We start from the raw sequence: 5,047 nt of genomic DNA, 5'->3' as shown, positions 1-5,047 counted from the left end.
GTGCTGGTGTTCCTGGTGATGTTCATCTTCCTGCAGAATTTGCGCGCCACCATCATCCCGACGATCGCCGTGCCGGTGGTGCTGCTCGGCACGTTCGGCGTGCTGTCGCTGTTCGGCTATTCCGTCAACACACTGACCATGTTCGCCATGGTGCTGGCCATCGGCCTCTTGGTCGACGACGCCATCGTCGTCGTCGAGAATGTCGAACGCGTGATGCAGGAGGAAGGCCTGTCGCCGAAGGAGGCGACGCGCAAGTCGATGCACGAAATCACCGGCGCGCTGATCGGCATCGCCACGGTGCTTTCGGCCGTGTTCGTGCCGATGGCTTTCTTCGGCGGCTCGACCGGCATCATCTACCGGCAATTCTCGGTGACCATCGTCTCGGCGATGGTGCTGTCCGTGCTGGTCGCCCTTGTGCTGACGCCCGCACTTTGCGCCACCATCCTGCGGCCGCCCAAGGACCACGCGACGCAGACCGGCCCGTTCGGCTGGTTCAACCGTGTCTTCGACCGCGGCACGCTTGCCTACCGCGACGGCTCGCACGGCATCATCAACCGATCCTGGCGCTTCCTCGTCATGTTCCTGGCCATCGTCGTTGCCGTGGGCTGGATGTTTGCCCGGCTGCCGAGCTCGTTCCTGCCGGAAGAGGACCAGGGCATCCTGATCACCAGCGTGCAGCTGCCGGTCGGCGCGACGCAGGATCGCACGGAGCGCGTGCTGGCAGAAGTGACCGACCATTATCTCAACCAGGAGAAGGACGTCGTCGACGGGGTGTTCACCGCCTCCGGCTTCGGCTTCGGCGGCGCAGGGCAGAATGTCGGCATCGCTTTCGTGCGGCTGAAGGATTTCGACCTGCGCAAATCGCCGGCTTCCGCCGCGCAGGCCATCGCCGGCCGGGCGATGGGCGCGTTTTCGAAGATCAGGGACGCGCAGGTCTTCGCGCTCGCGCCTCCCGCCATCCAGGGCTTCGGCAATACCAACGGCTTCGACTTCTACCTGCAGGACGTCAACGGCGCCGGCCATGACGCGCTGATCCAGACGCGCAACCAGCTTCTGGCCCTGGCCGGGCAGAGCAAGGTGCTCGCCAACACAAGGCCCAACGGCCAGGAAGACCAGCCGCAATTCTCGGTCGACATCGACCAGGAGAAGGCCAGCGCGCTGGGCGTCAGCCTGGCCGACATCAACAACACGCTTTCGACCGCCTGGGGCAGCGATTACGTCAACGACTTCATCGATCGCGGGCGGGTGAAACCGGTCTATCTGCAGTCGGACCCGAACTTCCGCATGCAGCCGGAAGATTTGGACAAATGGCAGGTCCGCAACGCCAGCGGCGCCATGGTGCCGTTCTCGGCCTTTGCCTCCAGCCACTGGACATTCGGCTCGCCCAGGCTGGAGCGCTACAATGGTTCGGCGGCGGTCGAGATCCAGGGCGCGGCGGCCACGGGCGTCAGCTCGGGTGCCGCCATGGACGAGATCGACAAGCTCGTCGCGCAACTGCCCGCCGGCTATTCGCACGAGTGGACCGGGCTGTCGCACCAGGAGAAGCTTTCCGGCAACCAGGCGCTGTCGCTCTACGCGATTTCGGCGCTGGTCGTGTTCCTGTGCCTGGCCGCACTCTACGAGAGCTGGTCGATCCCGTTCGCGGTCATGCTGTCGGTGCCGATCGGCATCTTCGGCGCGCTGCTGGCGGCCAGCCTGTTCGGCCAGTCCAACGACGTTTATTTCAAGGTCGGCCTTTTGACCACGATCGGTCTCGCCGCCAAGAACGCCATCCTCATCGTCGAGTTCGCCATCGAGCGGCAAGCCGCCGGGATGGGGCTGGTCGAGGCGACGCTGGAGGCGGCGCGACAACGGCTGCGGCCGATCCTGATGACGTCGCTGGCCTTCATCCTCGGTGTGCTGCCGCTGGCGATCGCCAGCGGTGCGGGCTCGGGCGCGCAGAACTCGGTCGGCATCGGCGTGATGGGCGGCATGATCGCGGCGACGGTGATCGGCGTCTTCCTGGTGCCGCTATTGTTCGTCACGGTGCGGCGCATCTTCAAGGGCAGGGCGGCCAAACCAGATACGGGCGAGACGCCGGTGACGGCCACCCAGCAATAAGGAAAACTTCACATGACAGGTTTGGAACGTGGCTCGGTGGCCGCGAGGCGGCTTCTTGCGCCCATGCTCACCGCTGTCCTGCTCGCGGGATGCGTCGTCGGTCCGGATTATCAGACACCGATAATGGCAATGCCGGCGAATTGGAGCGGCCAGAAGCCGACAAAGCCTGCCCAGCCGGCACGACTGTCAAAATGGTGGCAGCGGCTACGCGATCCCGAGCTGAACACGCTTGTCGAGGAAGCGGTTGCCGGCAATCTCGATGTCGCCACCGCCAAGGCAAAAATCCGCGAGGCGCGCGCCAGCTATCGCCAGAGTGCCGGCACATTGCTGCCTTCGGCCGACGGCTCCGGCTCGGCCTCCCGCAACAAGTCGGCCGAGACCACATCAGGCTCTGACGCCACCTACAGCGAGTACCAGGCCGGCTTCGATGCAAGCTGGGAGCTCGACCTGTTCGGCGCCAACCGGAGGGGCGTAGAGGCCGCGCGCTACGGGCTGAACGCCTCGCAGGAGGAACTGCGCTCGACGCTTCTCACCCTGGTCGGCGATGTCGCTTCCTATTATACCCAGGCGCGCGGCTACCAGGCCCGCATCGCGCTCGCCCGTCGTTCGGCCGCGTCGCAAAGGCAGACCGCCGAACTTACCCGCACCATGGCGCAGGCGGGCACGGCGACCGCCGCCGATGTCGCCAAGGCGATGGGGCAGGCAGCGAGCACCGAAGCCGCCGTTCCGACGCTGGAGGCAAGTTATACGCAGGCCGTGCATCGTCTCGCGGTGTTGGCCGGCCGGCCGCCTGCCTCGCTCAACGAGCGGCTGAAGCGGGTCGCGCCCATTCCTGCACCGCGCCTGCCGATGCCCACCGGAATTCCCGCCGACCTCCTGCTATCGCGGCCCGATTTGCGCATGGCGGAGCGCCAATATGCGCAATATACCGCCAAGATCGGCCAGGCCGAAGCCGCCCGCTATCCATCGGTCAGCCTGACGGGAGACATCAGCACGGCGGCGCTGAAGCTTGGCGATCTCGGCAAGAATTCGTCGATCGGCTGGTCGTTCGGGCCGACGCTGAGTGTGCCGCTGTTCAATGCCGGCCAATTGCAGGCGGCCGTCGAGGTCGCCAAGGCGCAACGCGATCAGTATTTCATCGCTTACCGGTCTTCGGTGCTGACGGCGCTCGAGGATGTCGAGAACGCGCTGGTGCTGTTGTCGCAGGAGCGCATCCGGATCGGCAAGCTCGCCTCGTCCGCGAAGTCCTATGGCGAGGCGGCAAGTCTCGAAGGCACGCTCTACAAGGCCGGCGAGACAAGCCTCCTCGACGTGCTCGACGCCCAGCGCTCGCTCTATTCGGCCGAGGACTCGCTGCTGCAAAGCCGCGTCCTGCTGGCGACCAACTACATCGCCCTCAACAAGGCGCTCGGCGGCGGCTGGGATGGCGCGGTCGACAGCGCCAAGCCGGAGATCGTCGACGTCAAGGCCGGTCCACGGCTGGCGTCGAAGCCGGCCTCCTGAGGCGCTCTCAGGCAGCGGCGTCAATTCGGCAGACACGCCGCCATCGCCGATGCGGGGCGTGAAAATGCGGACTCCATGTTTGGCGATGGCGGGGTGATCGCATCGCTGTTATTGATGGTGCCCACACAGCATAGGCGCCGCAGATGACATCCGATACACAGAAGGCCGAAGCGGTCGGGCAGCTGCTCGAAACGCCGGACCTTGCCAGCGCGCTCGAAAGCGAACAGTTCAAGAAGTTCCTCGACCAGGTGCCGATCGCCATTGCCGTCTCGGACCTGGGTTCGAAGGAGCGTGTCGTCTATGCCAATCCGGAATTCGAGAAACTGTCCGGCCTCAAGGCGGCGATGCTCGCTCGCCAACACTGGGCGGCGCTTTCCGGCACCGGCCTGCACAAGCAGAAGGACCGGCCGCTGTTCGAGGCCGTGGTCGAGGACACTGATTTCATCGGCACGTTCCGGCTGGAGCGGAAGGAAGGCCAACCGACTATCGTCGACGTCTATTCCAACGTCATCGAGGACGACAATGGCAAGGCCTGCTTCCGGCTGGTGGCGCTGGTCGACGTTTCGGCCCATGGCGAAACCGAAGATGCGCGATCGATCGACGAGCGCATCCGTGAGAAGGACACGCTGCTGCGCGAACTCCAGCACCGGGTGAAGAACAATCTGCAGATGATCACCGCGCTGATCCGGATGGAGACGCGCAACGCGGCCGAACCGGACCAGAAGCGTTTCGAGAGGCTGGCGGGGCGCGTCGATGCGCTGGCGATCCTCTACCAGACGCTGTCGGGGGACGATGGCAAGGATGAGGTCGATCTTGGTGTCTATCTCAGCCAGATCGCGTCGGCGGTCATGAACTCGCATGCGGTCGAGGGCATCCGCCTCGACATGAAGGTCGACACCTATCCGGTGTCGATCAATGTCGCCATGCCGACCGGGCTGGTGGTGAACGAACTTTTGACCAATGCGCTCAAACATGCCTTCCAGGGGCGCGACGGCGGTACGATCACGCTGCACAGCATCGTTGACGGCGATGGCTGCCGCATCGTGGTCGCCGATGACGGCATTGGCCTGCCGGACGGCGAGAGCTGGCCCAAGCGCGGCAAACTCGGCGCGCTGATCGCCCGCTCGCTGACCGAGAATGCCAAGGCGGAGTTCGACGTGACGTCGAGCGCCGGCGAGGGCACGCGGGTGACCATCCTGTTCAAGCGCTCGGCTGCCACCGCAGCTTAGCGCGCGCGGGAGCCAAGCGGCATAGGTGGCCGTCTCCGCTTGGCTGATCTTCGACCTACTCATGACGGCCTTGCCTTCCCCGCTATCTCCCCTCGCGTCAATGCCCCTACTCCAGCGGCAGGGTAGGGTGAAACCCAGGTGCATCGATGCCAGTCGCAAGCCGCGCTTTGCCGTGCTTGACAGGCTTAATTAATTTATTAACATTAGAAAATAAT

Annotated in this window: 3 protein-coding genes; all 3 read left to right on the top strand. The window is 64.8% G+C overall.

The window, feature by feature from the left end:
* On the top strand, positions 1–2,100 hold a 2,100-nt coding region (locus EN991_RS22925), incomplete at its 5' end, for an efflux RND transporter permease subunit (RefSeq protein ID WP_127369602.1).
* A gap of 12 nt (positions 2,101–2,112) precedes the next feature.
* Entirely contained in the window at positions 2,113–3,603 is a 1,491-nt protein-coding gene (locus EN991_RS22920; protein WP_127369601.1) for an efflux transporter outer membrane subunit, read from the top strand.
* 143 nt (positions 3,604–3,746) lie between these two features.
* A complete protein-coding gene (locus EN991_RS22915) occupies positions 3,747–4,832 on the top strand; it encodes a histidine kinase dimerization/phosphoacceptor domain -containing protein (protein WP_127366291.1) in 1,086 nt (361 codons plus the stop codon).
* Positions 4,833–5,047 lie beyond the last annotated feature (215 nt).

The organism is Mesorhizobium sp. M7A.F.Ca.US.005.03.2.1 (genome assembly GCF_003997795.1).
Classification (GTDB): Bacteria; Pseudomonadota; Alphaproteobacteria; order Rhizobiales; family Rhizobiaceae; genus Mesorhizobium; species Mesorhizobium ciceri.
This window is presented reverse-complemented; position numbering and strand designations above follow the sequence as displayed.